The 17,026-nt window shown below is 45.4% G+C and carries 13 protein-coding genes and 1 pseudogene; 1 reads left to right on the forward strand and 13 read right to left on the reverse strand.

What is annotated here, in order from left to right:
• Positions 1-55: 55 nt before the first annotated feature.
• Complete coding sequence (locus DWY55_RS02725; RefSeq protein ID WP_005828554.1) at positions 56-1,549, reverse strand: ATP-binding protein; 1,494 nt, start codon at positions 1,547-1,549, stop codon at positions 56-58.
• A 220-nt stretch (positions 1,550-1,769) separates the two neighbouring features.
• Between DWY55_RS02725 and DWY55_RS02730 the strand changes: the two genes are divergently transcribed.
• The gene (locus tag DWY55_RS02730) at positions 1,770-2,618 is read left to right on the forward strand and encodes a helix-turn-helix domain-containing protein (RefSeq protein ID WP_120178008.1); all 849 of its coding nucleotides are present in this window, start codon (positions 1,770-1,772) and stop codon (positions 2,616-2,618) included.
• Positions 2,619-2,692: 74 nt separating this feature from the next.
• Here the strand turns inward: DWY55_RS02730 and DWY55_RS02735 are convergent, their stop codons facing one another.
• From DWY55_RS02735 to DWY55_RS02785, 12 genes and pseudogenes are all read right to left on the reverse strand, one after another.
• Positions 2,693-3,469, reverse strand: coding sequence for a class I SAM-dependent methyltransferase (locus DWY55_RS02735; RefSeq protein ID WP_005828557.1), 777 nt, complete (start codon positions 3,467-3,469; stop codon positions 2,693-2,695).
• A gap of 233 nt (positions 3,470-3,702) precedes the next feature.
• Complete coding sequence (locus DWY55_RS02740; protein WP_005828559.1) at positions 3,703-4,035, reverse strand: DUF3795 domain-containing protein; 333 nt, start codon at positions 4,033-4,035, stop codon at positions 3,703-3,705.
• A 349-nt stretch (positions 4,036-4,384) separates the two neighbouring features.
• Positions 4,385-5,359 (reverse strand): DUF5106 domain-containing protein, encoded by a 975-nt coding sequence (locus DWY55_RS02745; protein ID WP_117878713.1) that lies wholly within the window; start codon positions 5,357-5,359, stop codon positions 4,385-4,387.
• Positions 5,360-5,365: 6 nt separating this feature from the next.
• Positions 5,366-8,662: a fimbrial protein gene (locus DWY55_RS02750; protein WP_117878711.1), complete on the reverse strand. Its 3,297-nt coding sequence runs from the start codon at positions 8,660-8,662 to the stop codon at positions 5,366-5,368.
• A gap of 19 nt (positions 8,663-8,681) precedes the next feature.
• The gene (locus DWY55_RS02755; protein WP_005828567.1) at positions 8,682-9,689 is read right to left on the reverse strand and encodes a hypothetical protein; all 1,008 of its coding nucleotides are present in this window, start codon (positions 9,687-9,689) and stop codon (positions 8,682-8,684) included.
• A 19-nt stretch (positions 9,690-9,708) separates the two neighbouring features.
• Positions 9,709-10,641: a FimB/Mfa2 family fimbrial subunit gene (locus tag DWY55_RS02760; RefSeq protein WP_008665958.1), complete on the reverse strand. Its 933-nt coding sequence runs from the start codon at positions 10,639-10,641 to the stop codon at positions 9,709-9,711.
• A gap of 131 nt (positions 10,642-10,772) precedes the next feature.
• Positions 10,773-11,921 (reverse strand): hypothetical protein, encoded by a 1,149-nt coding sequence (locus DWY55_RS02765; RefSeq protein ID WP_005828571.1) that lies wholly within the window; start codon positions 11,919-11,921, stop codon positions 10,773-10,775.
• 52 nt (positions 11,922-11,973) lie between these two features.
• Positions 11,974-12,888, reverse strand: a complete 915-nt coding sequence (locus DWY55_RS22260; RefSeq protein WP_243633631.1) for an OmpA family protein — start codon at positions 12,886-12,888, stop codon at positions 11,974-11,976.
• Positions 12,889-13,131: 243 nt separating this feature from the next.
• Positions 13,132-13,437, reverse strand: a pseudogene (locus DWY55_RS22265) (DUF3868 domain-containing protein); the annotation flags it as partial.
• A 13-nt stretch (positions 13,438-13,450) separates the two neighbouring features.
• Positions 13,451-14,023, reverse strand: coding sequence for a DUF3575 domain-containing protein (locus DWY55_RS02775; protein ID WP_005828576.1), 573 nt, complete (start codon positions 14,021-14,023; stop codon positions 13,451-13,453).
• A 439-nt stretch (positions 14,024-14,462) separates the two neighbouring features.
• On the reverse strand, positions 14,463-15,383 hold the full coding sequence (locus DWY55_RS02780; RefSeq protein ID WP_005828581.1) for a tyrosine-type recombinase/integrase: 921 nt from the start codon (positions 15,381-15,383) through the stop codon (positions 14,463-14,465).
• Positions 15,384-16,083: 700 nt separating this feature from the next.
• Positions 16,084-16,995, reverse strand: coding sequence for an NDP-sugar synthase (locus tag DWY55_RS02785; protein WP_005828584.1), 912 nt, complete (start codon positions 16,993-16,995; stop codon positions 16,084-16,086).
• Positions 16,996-17,026 lie beyond the last annotated feature (31 nt).

Raw genomic sequence — 17,026 nt, forward strand, 5'->3', positions numbered from 1 at the left:
GTTATACAATATCATACGCTCACATAATTACATCAAATATCCAAGAAAGAGAACACTACTCCCGCATTTCCTGCGGAAGGACAATTGCAAAGCGGCTCCCCTTGCCAAGAGTTGAAGCCACTTCTATTTTTCCATGAAACCTTTCAACGATAGTCCTGCAAATGGCCAATCCCAATCCCGTGCCCTGCACAAAAGCATCTCCCTTATAGAAACGTTCAAAAATGTGCGCCAGAACTTCTTCCGACATGCCAGTTCCCGTATCTTCCACAAAGACTTCCAATGTAGCAAAGTCCTTCAGCCTATACCCTATGGTTATGCGTCCTTCAGCAGTGAACTTCACCGCATTATTGATAAGATTGTTGACAACTTGCCCCAAACGCGTAGGATCTGTATAGATAACTGCCGCCCGGTCCGGAAGGTCTAGCAGTAACTCCACTCCTTTCCGAAGATTCATCTTCTGCGCACTGTAAATGCTTTCCAATATGCCATTTAAAGAAACCTTCTCAAAATGGAATTCCATCGTGTTCGATTCTATCTTGGACAAATCCAGAATATCTGAAATCAACACCATTAACAACTGGCTGTTCTTTTCAATCAAAGACGTAAATTCCATAATCTCCTGCCGCGACAAGTCGGCATCCCCACAAGCCAGTAGTGTAGAGAAGCCCACAATGGCATTTAGTGGCGTACGTATCTCGTGGCTCATATTAGCAAGAAATACGCTCTTCAACTCATCGCTACGTTGCGCTTTCTGCAAAGCCTCGTTCAATTTATTCTCCGTATCCTTGTATTTCTGCGTACTCATGCAAATACCGATGATACGGAACGGCAAATCCGTCAATTGCCCCACATAGGTAGATTGCGCCTCAAACCACTCCCACTTGCCGTCTCCCCTCCGTAGACGGTATTCCACTGGGCGTTCGTACAAATTACCATGCAACTGTAAAGCCAAAGCATCAAACACTCCCTTCCGGTCGTCCGGATGAATCAGAAATGCGAATTCCTCAGGCGTCAGCGTATAGTCACGCGTAGGAATCCCCAAATATTCAAAATAACGCGGTTCTATAATCATCAGATTATGTTCCATGTCGAAAGACCATTGAAATATCTGGGTGCGGCTCAGCGCAATATTCAGCAAATGCTTCTGTGTCCGTTCTTCCAACACATTCCTGAAATAGAGTACAATCCTCACCAATTGTCCATCTTCATGAATTCCCACCATAGCACCTTGTATCAGAAAACTGATACCACTCTTCAATTCACGTATAAAGCAATTGATATCTAAGGGAATAATCCGCACATCCCTCTCCCGAAGTTGCAGCAAAAGGTCTTCTAACACATTCTTTTTATCACATACCACTTCCAATAAGTCAGTGATACGCCGCCCTATCACATACTCATTCAAATGGAGTTCATTCATCACCTGCTGATTCAGACGCCAGATACAATCTTCCAAATCAATCATAATAATGCTGACGGGCCATGAGTTGAACAACTGCTCGGAGATGGCATTTATTATACGTACTTCTTGAGGAACATTCGGATTCATCAGAATTGTTTTATCATACAAGGAGCAAAGTTCGGGCTAAAATGCTTATGCCACAAACAAACCCTTATAAATCAATATTCCGTTTTAGCATGTATATATTCTATTATTCACAACTTTACCTTATTTAACAGAGACAAATTGAGCGTAATATTGATTTTAACTGTTATCTCTGTCATTTATACATTATTATCCCCCATTTTTGTGTCTTAAAATCTCCAACATGAATATATCCGAATTCAATATAAATGCCGAGTTCATTGCCTGCAATCATATCACAACCAATGAACTGAATCCGCTAGTGGAAAAGCCATACCACACCAAGACCAGTATCTTCGCTCTATGCACCAAAGGAGTTCTGAAAACCATCATAAACCATACTCAATTCAGGGTTGAAGCTAACACCCTCCTAGTTATTCCTCCCGAGACCTTCGTACAATTGCTACACACGTCAGACGATGCTGAAATATATGTCGTCATATTTTCCCAACAACTTATCCAGAGTTCAGGGGCCGGCAAGGTCATGATGGATAAGTTTCACATTATAGGCAAACACTATATTTTTCCTCTATCGAAAACGGACTTCCAGCTTTATGCCGAGTTCATGACCTATTTGTCACACCTCTACCAAAGAACAGAAAGCCCCTCAAGTCTAGTTTCATTGCAAACTCTACTGACCTATCTGTTACAAGGTATATCCGAACTCTGTCCGGAACGCCCTAGAATAAAAGAGACTCCGGGCAGCAGGCATTTCAACCAATACCGCATTTTTATCCGATTGGTACACACAGACTATGTCCGGGAGCATCAAGTGTCCTATTATGCATTGAAAATGAATATGAGACCGGCAGCTCTTTGCCGCCTTGTCAAAAAGGAATCAGGACATACAGCCATGGAAATCATCAACAATACTATCATCATGGATGCCAAAGCACAACTTTGTACCGCCAACACTCCGATAAAGGATATAGCCGTGAGTCTAGGTTTTAATAATGCGGCCTTCTTCAACAAATTCTTTAAACGTCATACGGGAATACCTCCTCAGAAGTTCCGCACATCCTCAAAACAATAAAATCCACTCAAAACACAAAATGCGGATATTCTGCCATGAGAATACCCGCATTCCTCAATAAGAGAAGTCTGCCATCAACCTACCTTCTTAGCAATAAAAAACACATAACCGTAGAATTCCTTATATTTGCCGTATAGTTCATCCTCAATCATTTGGAGTGAGCTGAACTCTTCGGCAATTTTATTACCGGCATATTTCTTACGGAAAATCTCCTGAGCCGCAACCTTTGAAGCAAAGTAATGCTCTGTCCAGCAATTCTCCGGCAGAATGAATGTAGCAACGGGGAGATAACCCGCCTTGTACAACTTGGCTACCTGATTGGGAAGTGTATCCATTTCAGAATAGGCGTCCATCCAGAAGTCATTGATTTCCGCAGGACGTTCGTCCGTAAACCATGAACTCTCGGATACGGCAATATACCCTCCCGGTTTCAGATATTTACGCCACTCCTTCAAGCCACGTTCAAAGCCGATGTTATAGATAGCACCTTCACACCAAATCATATCCAGCTCCTCCTCACCGAAAGGGAGGGCATCCATTGAACCGACAATTCCTTTTACTCTGTCCTGCAAGCCCAACTGCCTTGCATTACGGTTGAAGATGTCAATAAAGCCGGGGAAAAGGTCAATTCCGGTAATCTGTCCCGGAACATGGCCAGCCAATACCATTGTCTGACCACCTGTTCCACAACCGATATCGGCAATAAGGGATTCATCGGTAAGACCGTCTACAAAGCTCAATGCCTTCAACGTCACTTCAGGACTGCCAGGGCCTTGCCGTTCCATATTGGAGAAAAAGTCACAGATTAAATTAAATTCGAAATCGTGGATAGTTTTATTTTCGTTACTCATTTTCTTACTATATTTTGCATATACGGAAAGTATCACAACACCTTCAGCATAATATGCGGATTAAACTTGAATTATAACAATAGAAAAACACTCTCGAAAGAAGTTATCCGAAAGTAAACGAAAGGGACAATCTGTGCATGGAACACAGATTGTTTACAAAACCAAATCCGATTTAAATGTCTTTGTCATACTGCAAAGATAAGCAATATTTTATTTAATCAAAAAATTTACGGTTAATAAAGATTTTCCCTTGCACCGGGCACATGCTGAAGAACGGCACCTACCACCTGGCAAGTATCCAGTTCCTTACAGTCACCGCAGGTATTGAAACCTTTTTCGTACACACATTTACGGATAGCACAGTAATTGCTGCAATAGGCAAACTTCACCCCATCTGCACGGCACCCCATACAATGGATGGTTTCTGCCGTAATTTCCGGCGTATTGTTCAGCACACTCCACTCTTTGGCGGTTTTCTCTCTCAGCTCATCGTCATTATTGACAGTGGCTATACGGGCGGTGCAATTTTCGCAATCCAGTCCGCAACATGCAATTAATTGTTTCATCACTTGGTTATAACGATTTATGTTTGTCTCTTGTGATAATCATCAACTTGTCTGCTCCTTCTTTTTCAGTTCAAAGACAAACAGTCATCTTGCAAAGATATGGAAAATAAAATAGAGCTCCCTCCAAATGCCTGATTAATAACATTTCATTTTTCCAGGGATAATAAGACAAAATGCCCCCGAATCCACGCTTGAATCGGAGGCATTCACAAACAAAACAAACAAAATCTATCAGACGAACTTCACAGTTGGTCTCATAGCGAAAATTTAAGCCTTCTTGTCGAGGAGAGGATTAAATTTTCCGAGGGTAGACCGCAAATCACGTCTGCCCGATTCATTATTACAAGATTTATCTCAAACCCAGCGCCTGCCTCACGGTGTCGTAGGCCGCATCTTTCAGCAGTACGGTTTTGTCTTTATCCAGCAAGTAAAGCGAGGGCATGGCCTTGAGGTCATACAAAGCACAGTCTTTCACCTGTTGCCGGTCGTTGCCTATTAGCCAGCTACGGGGCATGTCTGTCAGGGCTTTCCTCCACACTTCATCATTGCCCTCGGTGTAGACGGCAAGTACGGTCAGGGTGCCTGTATCCACAGCATCAGCCAATGCCCGGTCTGCCATCATCGCTTTCAGCACTTCGTGGCAACTGGGGCATTCGGGGTCGTAGAATACCAGCAACAGCTTGTCTCCCTGTACCGTGGTTGTCCGCAGCGTGCGACATTCTTCGTCCGGCAGGTAGTAGGTGAAGTCCGTAGCTGCCTTGCCCACGTTATTACGGCTTATCAGCTCCAACTTGAATTTCAAAGAACTTTTCCTTGCCTCGTCCAGCGCGGTACTTTGCAGCATACGGCGCAGGTAGGCAGCATAGAGCGTTTCGTTGTAGTACGGCGAATTGGGATTATAGAGATAATCATCCATCAGCCGCATGAACACCTGCCTTGCATGCTCCTGACTCTCCATGCCGGTGCAGAGGTTGCCGATGCCTCCCTTAATCTCCTCCTGCGTGGCTTCTGAAGCCGACAACAGGGATAGCTGATTGACCAAGCCTTGCTCCGTCACCGCCCGGTTATTCACCAAGGCGGTGTCGGAGAAGTTATAGCTGTCCCAGTAGTGCGTCAGCAAGAAAGTCTTGCGCTCGGTGGGGGAGGTGAGGACGGAGGGGATTTCGGGAAAAGGGAATTGCTGATCTCTCAATTCAGCTTTCCCTTTGACATTCTCTGTACATTCATCCATCTTCCCGGCTTTCTGTTTATCACCGGCAATGCAAGAATGAAGCAAACCGACAATAAACAGAAACAAACCGATACAGCTGAGGATACGTCTCATTCCCTATTAATTTCCTCCCAGATTATTGGTAGCATCGCGTACGCAACGCACCTTACCACTTCCCCAGCCCGTAGTCAATTGAAGAGTACCACTTGTATAGGCGAAAGCTTCCTTTCTATTCGTTGTAGATCCTACACCTTGCCCTATATCAGTATTCCTACCGCTAAAAGTTGTATTTGTCAAATAAGTAAATCCGGTCATCAAATCAGGATAGGTTGTGTACATCAACATTAATTCACGCTGATTAGGAGCACGGTATCCAATAGGACAGGGGCGATCAACTCTTTCATATTTTGCCACACGTTCTGCTCCAATTGATCCCTCTTCAGGATATACTCCATAACTAATATCACCCTCATCCGCAAGAATTGCCAACGTCAAAGGTGGACGATTGTTACCAGAAATATCTCTTTCCGTATTTGTCGGCAATACTTCAGTACCTACAGACGGTCTGATTGTGTTATCAATCATAGGATTTATATCAATAGTTTTCTCCTTATAAGTTACACCTCCAATAATATGTGTGCTACTTCCTTTCGTTACATAATCCTCTGGAACTGCATCAATATCCTTCAAACTTAACCCCAGATTTCTTATACAACGATAAGAGAAATTCTTAATACCAGTAAAGTGTTCACCAGGTGCTGTCTGTGAATAAGACGCAGATCCTCTCGATGCACTTTCCTCTGCCCATATAACCCATGGATCACTAGGTTTATTTGTAGGCTTATCTGTTGTACCAGGATGATAACTACTACTTGCCACATGTACACGTGTTTCTCCATTTTCAATTGGTATTTCCACTCCGGAAGCATCAATATCATTCATATAAAGTTTCGCTTTAGGAATAGCAGTTTCCCCAATCCACAAATCTGTCAATTGATCTACAGAAGCAAGATACCAACGGATTTCATCTGCATCTATAACGTCATCCCCATCCAAATCACGGTTACGCAACAAGCAGGCATACCAAATACTCTCATAGCCAGAGTTTAATTGATGATCTACATCCGTAACAACTCCTAAGACATCCGTCCAATGTAATTGGTTTACTGTTTGTCTCGCATTAATAAGGTTCAACATATTGAGGCGTCCATTCTCCATTCCATTTGGATTTTGTCCACTAAAACGACTATTAAAGTCTTCATCGGAAACACCGTCCGGTACTATCGGCAAGAATTTCGTTTCCATCATAGCCTCTGTTCCCCATGCCGTTTTCAAGTCAGCATGTTTCGGATTGTAGAAAGTATAAACCGGATTTTGTGCGATGGAATAAACACTACGTGCTACGGAACTTTCTCCATCTTCACTGTATTTTGAGCCTTCTACACAAAAATTTAGCATACGATTTTCTCCATTCACTGTTTCTTTCCATAATTCCAAATTAACACCCTCTATACCATCACCAGAACCGGGAAGTCCTACTGATGCTGCCTGACGATAATAAATCATTCGTGGGTCATATACATAAATATATTCATCTACATAAGCAGTAATCGTTACAACATCTTCGTATTCAAATGTTTCCGAATTCCATCTCCGCTCAAAAATATCACTATTGCCATTGTTAGCCTCCACATGCAAAAAATTCAATAACTGATTAATGTCATACAACCGCACATGTCCATAAAATTGTGTTTCTATATACTCCCCACCTGCAATAGGGGCTGCTTCTGAATTATTTTTACCACCACCGTCATACGCTTGTTCGCCAGGATATTTTGCCATGACATTTGTCGGCACATAGTTTCCATTAGCCAAACGACATTCCTTATTAACCAGAAACTTTACCCACTTATAATCATTCAAAGACAAATCTGTTTGAGGAAGCCCGTATCCATCATAGGGAAGTTTCGTATCAAACACCTTCATCCCTCGTTGAAAAGGAGTGGTTACCGACCAGGAAAGTCCTTTTTGAATATCTTCTTTTCTTAACGTCAGCAATAATCTTCCATAGTGGGAATCCATCGTCTTAACAGTTCCTTGCGCAACGATGACATCGCCTTCCGCACCTGGATTGACTTCCTTACTATCCTCAACTTCTACAATGATTTGGTCTACACTTTGTACTTTCACATTATAAGTATAATGAGTATTACGTTCCGTATCATAATTGTTGACGAGTTCCAAGTCATTCAACCAGTCGGCTGTATTACTATTTCCTGTATTACCTAAATGAATTGTGTAAGTTGTCTTTGCGTACACTTCACTCCCATCATCATCCTTATAGGTAATAGTACCCTCCAATTCTACATACGTTGATTTAGCATTGGCATATACATATTCTCCATTTTCATATTTTTGCCCTTCTACAGTTCCGGTTATTAGCTTTTTCTCCTGTTTCTCACGCAAAGCATAATAAGTACCCTCCTCAAGTAGGCTCTCTGTACTTATTTTTTGTTTAGGATTTTGTCTATTCTCACAAATATAAAACTCAAAAATAGACTTCCCATCCTTTTCAGTAAAGTCACTCAGCCGATTACTCGGAGCATAGCCCGCTCCATCATAATCCCATGTATTATCTCCACTATTTTGTTTCTCGCGCGAAAACAAATAAGTACCACCCGGAATATTAATAACTCTATAGGCTTCAGGTTCAAAAGTCACTCCCACAGCAGGTATAATATTGAAAGTTATACGCGCATCTACATGGTTTAATGCCATTGTGTAATCTTCCCTTATTGCTCCCTGGTGGTCCCCAGACTTATATACTGTTACAATTTCACTCTTTTCTTTGGTTATCGCCTGTCCAGTCATCAAGAAATAGACACGCTCAACACTCAAATTATCACTCAACTTGGAATAAAGTGCTTTTAGGGCTGCTATTGTCTTTACATTCTTCAATTCATCATCAGATAAGGTTCCTACCCCGCTCTGCGGATTACCTACCACATAAATTCTCCTCAATCCTGTAGTCATAGAGAACTCTACAGATTGCGGTTTCCCTACTTCAATAGGATTTCCCAAACCATCTTCAGTATCATAAAATGCAGAATTGTCCACAGACCATTCGTCATCCGAAGCATCTGCATTCTCCGCTCCATCAGATTGCTTACTCGGCTTGAAAGCTATCACAAACAATTTATTAACTGTGCGTTCTGTTTCGTCAGACTGTGCCAAACGGGTTTGAACTTCCATTTGATCTGCCACTTTTATTTTCAGCGAAAGTGCCACAGGAATGTCAGGCACTACCTCATATTTATCTCCACCCTTCACAAGTTCATCATCCGTACACGACACAGCCAGTGCGGAAACAATCATTGCGATAAAAAGATTATATATATATTGTAATTTTCTGTTCATAACAAATTTCTCCTATCCATTATTCAAATGGCACATCTATTTCTTCCTTTGTCCAACCACTGATGGTCCACTGTAACTCAGTATCTTTCGGAGTTGAATTCAAGGTGACGATTATATTCAGACACTCTCCGGCACTAAGGTGGGTTAAAGTTTCATTGTTCTTTTGCAGCTTCAACGATTGTGGTCCCACATATTCCCAGTTAGTAACCAACTCATATCCCGTACCAATATGTCCCGGATAGAGATAGCTGATAATTTCTTCAGATTCTTTTAGGGAAGAAGCTATTGTTATACTTTCTTTTAATAGTAAATCTGTATAAGAAATTTGAGTTGGCAGGTTGTTTTCTTTAACGAAAAGATAACCCTTATTAGGTTTCACATTCGGCATTTTAATATTAGTAAGCTCTTGCTCCTTATCGGTATTATTAATAAACTTCAAGCATACCTTTGCCACCGGAAATTGTAACTGCAAGGCCACATTTTGAGATTTTTCAGCTTCTAAACGAACATTTTTCCTCATTACAGTTTGTGGCAATGGTTTTTTATCTGTTGGAGGATTTTGAAAATCAAAACCATTTTCTCCCAGTATCACATTCTCCAATAGAGAAACGTTATCAATAGTAGTTTTACTATTCAAAATTTCTGTTACCTCCTCAGTTAGTGTAAGAGAACCTTCATTCACAATGGCATAAAAATCAAATTCAGTACCATTATTCTTGTCTACAACAAGGTCATTGTAAGTGATTGTTTGCGAAGTTACCTCGGGAGCGATGTCATATCTTTCATTCAATATCACTTCAGAGTCACTGCTTCTTACCATAATCACATGCAAAGTCCGCATCTGCTCATTATCCAATAGGCTGCTTCCGTTTGTATCATCCGTCACCGCCCTCGTCGTAAACGTCATCGTCACCGTTGCTTTCTCGGTGGCGGCGGGGGCATCATCGGTGATGCACGAGGCGGGCAGTAGGCAGAGGATTGCCATCAAGGTTGCCGCCAGACTGTATTTCTTCAGTATTTTTTTCATATATCGTTCCTCCTTGTTTTTATTGCCAGTCGGGTGTTACGTCTTCCACATACCATGAGGGGACCTTGATGGTGACTCCTACCGGAGTGAACACAATGCTGATGGGCAGGTAGGCTTCCTGCTTGGTCACATCAATGCTTTTGAGGTGCTGTTGCAGGTAGTTGTAGATGCTGCCAGTCACCAAGGTGTTGCCGTCGGCGTCCTCCAGGCGAAGGAGGTGCGTACAGCAGACGGGGGACAACACGTCGTTGTGGTCCATGCGGAAGAGGGTGAGGTCGTTGGTGTGGTAGACGCCGGTCTGGGAGTCGTACACCAGTTCGGGGTAGCAGGTACCCTTTTCGTCCTCGTTAATCTCGTTGTTGAAGTCGGTCTGGGCATTCGATTTCTCGATGCTCAGCTTATAGGGAATACCGGCGCGTGTTGCCTCGCCGGGGGCGGGCAGGCCGTGTATCTCGATGTCTACGTTGATGTGCGAGCTGAATAGGTCGAGCGTGTCACGCAGGAACTTGTTGCTGCCGGGCACGGTGATTTGCTTGCTTCCCATGTAGTTGTGGTCGTGCCCGTCCACTGCGGAGGCTGTGCCCCAGTTGGGATGCTGTATGTAGATTTGTGAGAGGTCGGTGGAGTTGATGTCCTTCACCTGGGTTTTGCCGTAGGCGTTTCCCACTGCCACCACGCTGTAGGTGCCTTGGGGTAGCTTGAAGGAGGGTGCTTCTTGGGCGGGATTCAAGGCGTCCTGATTGTATGTCCTTTGGTCGACAAGACGGTTGTTGGCATCGAAAACGTACAGGTCAATCTTGTCCATGTATTGGCGCAGCACATCCTTATCTCCGTCGGCCTTGTAACGGAAACAGATGGCGACGTTTTCACAATCGTCCATATCTTCTTTTATGCAACCGGTTGTCAGGACGGGAACCAGCGACAGTAATATGAGTTTCTTTAATTGTTTCATTGTCATACGTTTTCGGTTATATGATACGTCATTTTTCTTCAAACAAGAAAAGAAAAAGAGAAAGGGTCCTCCCCGCAGCCTGTGGAAAGGAGGCGGGGAAAAAGAAATTCTTAATTGGTGTGGGAAGATAATTATTCTGCCCAATCAGCATAAGTGGTTTCAACCTGCCATGCAGCCTCTCTTACAGTAACAGTTACACCCCACAGCTCATCACCACCTTCACCACCGGAGATATTCTTATCTTCCAGTTGAACATCTGTAATGCGGTAAACATGACCGGCAAGCAACACAATAGGAGCACCATTCACTTCAGACTTGTAGTTCACGATTTTAGCATAACGAGGTGTTGCCATTATCTCGCCCGTGTTGCTCGGTGTTGCCGTCTTGAAATAAATTTTAAAAATCGGATTTACAGAAGTATCATCTCCTGTTTCCGGAGCATAGAAGTTATAAGCAAACACTTGGGCTTTGCCATCTTCATCCGCTGCCGGCCAAGATAAATCATAATCCATAAAATTATTTGCATTTCCTTCTGCTGGGATAGCATCAAACAAGATAGCGTCAGTTCCGGAAGCTGTTCCCCCATTGTCACCAGGGAACTTATAATCGGTCAAATCACCTGTTCCAGTCGGTCTGATATTATCCATATAGACACCATCAATAGTCAATGTTGCATATTCACATTTAACAGATTCAACCTCCTTTTTATGCTTAATATTTGATACCTCCAAACGTGCTACAGGAATTTTCAAGTCTACGGTAGCTTCATACATGAAGAACGTTTTATCAGTATCACCATCTTTTGCTCCCGTATTGTCTCCATTCGTGATGTCTTCTAGAGTCGGAGTGCCTGTTCGGTTATTATAGGTGAAGTCTTTGGTTTCACCATAAGCAGGAATACTCTCAGTAACCTGCATTGTAACATCGTTAATACTTGTTGTGTAAACTTTCGTACCGTCATTCATTGATACGGTTACCAGCGTAGGATTTGTCACATTCCAAAATTTAGCTTCAGTTTCTCCTCTTGCCAAGTCAATCGTCTTGATTTTCTCTTCACCATCAAAAGTAGCAGTTAAAGACACCGTAGCAGGACCTGTTACTTTTATTGTACCATCCGGAGAGTCCGAAGTCACCGCACGACTATTTGCAGTCGGAGACACAATCTTGATGCTGACTGCACCATTACCTTGAGCCAAAGCATTTTCAGCTTCATCTTCATTCCCACATGCCGCGAATGCCAATCCGACCAAACCCAGCATAAAAAATCTGTTTAACTTCATAATTTAAAGTATTAGTAAAAAATATTCGTTTTATGTATCTGTTCTGTCTTTCTTACAAGTCGGCCACTACGCCTGCCACCTGCTCCAGGTTGGTGCGTGCTTCCCGGCTTCCTGCCTGCACTGCTTGCTCCAGCACCGCCTTTGCACGGTCGTACTGCTTCTGCTTGGCATACGCCACACCCAGCGCGTTCAGCACCCTGCCGTCCTCTTTCACCTCCGAAGCCTCCAGCATCGCGATAGCTCCCTGCACGTCTCTGCCCTCCATCTTCAGGCAGGCGGCATTCACCACAGCGGCGGCGTTCTTGGGATAAGTAGCGGCAGCTATGCGCAGCGCTTCTTCATAGTCGGCAGTACCCTTGCCATAAGACTCCGCCACCGTGTAGATTTCCTCCACGCTCAGCAGGTCCGGGCGGGTCTTTATCTGCTTCTTTGCCTCCTCCAGGTTGAAGCTACGCACGCTGTACTCTATCTTGTATTCGTTGCGGCGCAGCGGGCCGTACATCTCGTTCAGCAGGCGGGTATAGACATCCGGTGATACGGACTCGCGGATACGCTTCTCGCAGGCGTCCTTGTCGCCCTCGCACTCGTCGATAAGCCTCAGCACCTTGTCGATGTCCAGCAACTGCGGGTGCTTCTCCACTTCGCGGCGCAGGCCTTCCCAGTCCTCACCCATGCCCGCGACGTGCCACAGAGAAGCATCCATGTGGGTATCTTTCCGGGCATATTCGGCCAGGGCGTTTGCACGCGATTCGGACAGCTTCTGATTGAAAGCCACCGAGCCTTCGGGCGAGGCGTAGCCGGTGATGTAGATGCCCGTAATGGTCAGGTCGGGGTTGGTTTTTACCACGTTGATGGAGCCTGTCACCGTTTCCAGCTCCGCGCGGTTGTCCTTGTAGCGCGGGTCCACATCCGACTTTCCCTGGCGGAATTGCAGGCGTGCCACGCGTACCTCGTTGCGCACCTTCACCGCTTCACGCTCCGGTGTAACGAAAGGCGTGACATACCGCGGGGTGAAAAGCTTTATGAAAGGTGCCTTTACCGTCGATTCTTCCGTGGCCGCCGTGCAGTCCAGGCAGCCCGTCATCCGCTCGCGCAGCACTAGGCGGCTGTCCACCATCCAGGGCTCATAGGCAAGCTTGGCGATATATTCCACCCGGCTCTCACGCCCGGAGCGGAGTACCGTGTAGGCATTGTCCGTGGCAGGAGAGGCTCCTGTCAGCGCCTTCTCGCGGCGGTGCACGCGGCTGCGCGTCTTGCCGTCCACCACTACGGGGGCGAGCACGGCTTCGTGCGTGCCGTCGGCAGAGACCACTGCCGGATGCAGGCACACGCTCTTCTGATTACCCACACGCAGGCCGGTCAAGTCCAGCGTCATGCGCAGGCTCACCTCGCTACCTTGTTTCTTCACTTCTTCGTTCACCACCTTCACATCGATAAGGTTGCCCTCCTGCGCATATCCTCCTAAGGAGGTGCACAGCAGCAGGCCCGTGACATATAGCATTCGTTTCATTTCCATGTCCTCCTTCTGTTTACTTGATTACATAAATAAGGGAGATGGCGGCTTTCGTCACCCCCAGATAATTCTTGTCTCCCTTGCCTTTCCATTCGCCACAGCGTGGGCAGTCGTAGCGGTCGTAGTGCGCACGCACGTAGCCCAGGCCCAGGCTTGCCTCGAAGCTCCAGTGCTTGCCCAGCACCCACTGGTAGCCGTAGGCAAGGCCCGCGCCGTAGTAGTAGCCCTCATAGCGGTAGTCCTCCACCGAGGGGTAGATGCCGAAAGGCAGCTTCACGCCCCCCACGTTGTATTGTCCCCCCAGTAGATGAAGTCCCATAAAGTGTCCGTTGAAGCGTTCGCAGAACCAGTAGCGCGCCTCGGGCTGCGCCATCCAGTGCTTCCACTTCTTGTTGTCAGAAAATGAAAAAGGATTATAATTGGCGGACAAATCCAACGTCCACCGGGGGGAAAGGCCTATTTCGGCACCCAGGTTGAAGGTGGTCGTGGCATCATAGAGCAGGTTTGTCTTTACCGCCACATTCTGGGCAGACAGGGAGATGCCGATCATCAGAAAGATTATGCAAACACTTTTTCTCATATTCTTCATATTTAGTATGTGTGTAATTTTAGTACGTGTCCATGGCATCCCCGGAAAGGGGATGATTTAACAGTCCCGTTACTTTGTAGGTAACGGGAAACGACCATAGGAGGCCGCAGAAGCCGCTTATGTAGTAAAATACACTACTGTTCAAGGGAACCATGGAAAGAAAAAGGAAGACATGAACAGACAGCCCGTGTTAATTTAACCTAACACGGGAGCACCGGCGTTATGCATTTTCTCAAACTGCATTGCCTTGTATTATAAGAAAATACCGCTCAGAAAGCCTTTCTGGGGCTATTTTCAACTTTTGATAAGAAAAAGTCGCTTTTTTCTTGCTAATTAAAAAAATCATGTTGATATTTGCGAACAGAAAAGATTCCCGTTACCTACAAAGTAACGGATGTCCGGCATAGTATTCGCCAGGAAGCAGATTTGTCGTAAACTCCTAATTCCAAGCATTATATCCATCAAAGACATACGAGAGTATGCCCCTGTTCATTTCTTGTATTTGTTTGTCCGAATGTTTTTTGAAGTAAGTTTCGGTTACCTTGACCGAGGAATGTCCCATGGCATTGCTGATGAGCTCCTGCTGATAGCTCCTGAAATTGGCAATGGTAGCCCAACTGTGGCGGGCACTGTAGCTGCTCAGCCCTTCCACCCCACTCATATCCCGTGCCAGCCTGCCAAGGCAATAATTGAAGTGGCGCAACGCATTTTGGTACTGGCGGTATTCGTTATTGCCCGGACGGCTGATAAACGGGAAAAGGTAGGGTGATGACTCATCGGGGTTCTTCAGACGCCGGATAAGCTCCATAGCTTCGGGCTCGACGCGCACCGTGAGCCATGCCCCCGTCTTGCGGCGGCGATAGGCAATGACATTGCCATGCATGTCGCAACGGCGCATATAGGCGATGTCCACAAACGGGATGCCGCGAAGCATGAACAGCAGCAGGAAAAGGCAACGCGCCGACTCCAGGGATTCATCATCGACGGGAGCGCTGAGCCTGCGAAAGGTCTCTTCGCCCACCGCGCGCTTCACCGTCACCTTGGTGCCGGTATATACACCTTTGAAAAGCCGCGAACGATAGGGCGCAACACCGTCGTCCACCGCGCGGAAGTAAATGGCACGGAGCATGCGCATGTAGGTGGAGACGGTGTTCCACTGCAACCGGCTGTCCAGCAGATGGTCTTGAAAGCTCTTCAACCAGGCAGGAGTCAAGTCCTTGAAATCCAGAGTCTCCTCTCCTTCAAATTCCATGACGCGTCGCAAAGTGCTCTGATACACATGGGCGGTGCCCATACGCCGTTCCTCCTTCAGTTGGGAAACGACGGATGCCATGTAGGCAAAAAGATTGTTTTGATTCATAATCTCTCGATTTTAAAATATGAGTAATCGGTTCAAGAGGATAAAACAAATATCCGACTACAATTTATTGCTTTCGAGGAGAGATTATACTGTTTTTACGGATTTTTATTCATTGGGGGACTGTTCAGAACTCAACAATCGTCCATAACGGTAATACACTGACAATCAGAGAAAAGTTTTGCCAACCCCTTGCCACACCTTTGGCAAACTTTTGCCAATGCGGTGGCAAAACCCTGCCAATTAAGAGACAAAAAGACACTATAACTTCGACAATACCTCCGGCAAAGCAGCCAATAAATAAAATGGTAAGTTCACCAGCCGGAAGCTTTTACCTTCTATGGTCTGCACCTTATCTATCGAAAAGTTTCCTATAAGGATTATCTGCCCACTTGCGCAAGTCTTTCATTATACTTCGTTCAAACATCTGTATTTTAGCTTACAACATATCAGCAAAGAGAAGCATTTGTTTCATTGCAGAGGTATTCTCCTCTTCAGTGTTCGAAAACTTATATCTGCTATCGCTTAGACGCGGATGACGCGGATTGAAATATGAAAACTCCGCGTCATCCGCGTCTAAAAAATAATCACAAAGAACGCAAATACAGAGCTTTCCGGCAGACTCTCCCACTATACACAAAAAGGCTGCCTCACGATGCAACGTGAAACAGCCTTTCCTTATAGTAAAGTATTCAAGTTCTTCTTAGAACAGCTTCGCAGGATACTCGCCCGCATCCACCAAAGCCTGAATCTTGTCGACTACACTCTGACGGTCTTCGGGATAAGTCACACCGAACCACTTGCTGGTTGTATCGAGCACTTCGCAGGTAGCAGTGCCATTGTTAATCAGCTTATCCACCATCAGCGGGATGAAGAATTCGCTTTTCAGATTCTCCATATTCTTCGGGTCGCTCAGGAAGCTCTTGAAAAACTCTGCACTGTAAGCAAAGTAATCGGGAGTAAAGCCCCAGAAGTTCATGCTGACCGGAGTCGTCTCGGGAGTGGCAGTCCATTCACCGTTATCATCGATGTACTTCACCTCGCCGTCCATACGCTGAATCTTGGTACGCTCTACTACAGAAGTCAACAAGTTGTTTGCATCCGTTCCGCACAAACCACGGGATACGGTACCGCTCTCGCTCAACGTATTGCCGATGCGGAAGCCTACCATGGAATATACGTTTTTGGAGCCTTCGGGAAGGGCTGCAAGGAATTTGCCCATTACCTGGAAGGAGTCACGACCGTAGAAATCGTCGCAATTGATAACAGCAAACGGTTCCTTTATTACATCGGCACCCATCATTACAGCATGGTTGGTTCCCCAAGGTTTGGTACGGCCTTCGGGGCAGGTGAAGCCTTCAGGAAGGTCATCTATGGACTGGAATACCAGTTCGCAGGGAATATGGCCTTCGTATTTGGAAATAATCTTGTCGCGGAAGTCCTGTTCAAAATCTTTACGGATTACGAAAACGAGCTTGCCAAAACCGGCATTGATGGCATCGTAAATAGAATAATCCATGATAGTTTCGCCATTCGGTCCCAATCCGTCCAATTGTTTCAAGCCACCATAACGGCTGCCCATACCGGCTGCCAATAAGAATAAAGTTGGTTTCATATTAGTTATTATTTAAAAAGGTTAGTGTATC

Origin of the sequence: Bacteroides sp. AF25-38AC (assembly GCF_003602995.1) — a bacterium.
GTDB classification, from domain to species: Bacteria; Bacteroidota; Bacteroidia; order Bacteroidales; family Bacteroidaceae; genus Bacteroides; species Bacteroides uniformis.

What these genes read in the sequence shown, in the direction of transcription:
- DWY55_RS02755 (WP_005828567.1), bottom strand. Translation starts at nt 9,689, where the DNA reads ATGAAAAAAATACTGAAGAAATACAGTCTGGCGGCAACCTTGATGGCA.
- DWY55_RS02780 (WP_005828581.1), bottom strand. Translation starts at nt 15,383, where the DNA reads ATGAATCAAAACAATCTTTTTGCCTACATGGCATCCGTCGTTTCCCAA.
- DWY55_RS02785 (WP_005828584.1), bottom strand. Translation starts at nt 16,995, where the DNA reads ATGAAACCAACTTTATTCTTATTGGCAGCCGGTATGGGCAGCCGTTAT.
- DWY55_RS02730 (WP_120178008.1), top strand. Translation starts at nt 1,770, where the DNA reads ATGAATATATCCGAATTCAATATAAATGCCGAGTTCATTGCCTGCAAT.
- DWY55_RS02775 (WP_005828576.1), bottom strand. Translation starts at nt 14,023, where the DNA reads ATGAAGAATATGAGAAAAAGTGTTTGCATAATCTTTCTGATGATCGGC.
- DWY55_RS02765 (WP_005828571.1), bottom strand. Translation starts at nt 11,921, where the DNA reads ATGAAGTTAAACAGATTTTTTATGCTGGGTTTGGTCGGATTGGCATTC.
- DWY55_RS02740 (WP_005828559.1), bottom strand. Translation starts at nt 4,035, where the DNA reads ATGAAACAATTAATTGCATGTTGCGGACTGGATTGCGAAAATTGCACC.
- DWY55_RS02725 (WP_005828554.1), bottom strand. Translation starts at nt 1,549, where the DNA reads ATGAATCCGAATGTTCCTCAAGAAGTACGTATAATAAATGCCATCTCC.
- DWY55_RS02760 (WP_008665958.1), bottom strand. Translation starts at nt 10,641, where the DNA reads ATGAAACAATTAAAGAAACTCATATTACTGTCGCTGGTTCCCGTCCTG.
- DWY55_RS02750 (WP_117878711.1), bottom strand. Translation starts at nt 8,662, where the DNA reads ATGAACAGAAAATTACAATATATATATAATCTTTTTATCGCAATGATT.
- DWY55_RS02745 (WP_117878713.1), bottom strand. Translation starts at nt 5,359, where the DNA reads ATGAGACGTATCCTCAGCTGTATCGGTTTGTTTCTGTTTATTGTCGGT.
- DWY55_RS02735 (WP_005828557.1), bottom strand. Translation starts at nt 3,469, where the DNA reads ATGAGTAACGAAAATAAAACTATCCACGATTTCGAATTTAATTTAATC.